The sequence below is a fragment of the Pseudomonas helleri genome, assembly GCF_009600315.1.
Classification (GTDB): domain Bacteria; phylum Pseudomonadota; class Gammaproteobacteria; order Pseudomonadales; family Pseudomonadaceae; genus Aquipseudomonas; species Aquipseudomonas helleri_A.
Genome location: NZ_WIWC01000169.1, coordinates 1 through 267 on the forward strand (window position 1 = coordinate 1; position 267 = coordinate 267).

The 267-nt window shown below is 50.6% G+C and carries 1 tRNA gene; it reads left to right on the top strand.

Annotation, left to right across the window (positions count from 1 at the left end):
• The first annotated feature begins 193 nt into the window (after nt 1-193).
• Nucleotides 194-266, top strand: a tRNA-Asn gene (locus tag GHN86_RS23240).
• Nucleotide 267: the final 1 nt, after the last annotated feature.

Sequence of the window (267 nt, forward strand, 5' to 3'; positions counted from 1 at the left end):
GTATAGCGCAGTCCGGTAGCGCGCCTGCTTTGGGAGCAGGATGTCAGGAGTTCGAATCCCCTTACCCCGACCATTTTCTGCCCGGCAGTTATGGGTGTAGAAAATTCGGTACTGATGCCAGTCGCATTAGCTACCTTAAAAAAAGCGTCCGCAGGGGCGCTTTTTTTATACAGTTGTCATTGAAATATGCAGTTCCGCGATAGCTCAGTTGGTAGAGCAAATGACTGTTAATCATTGGGTCCCTGGTTCGAGTCCAGGTCGTGGAGC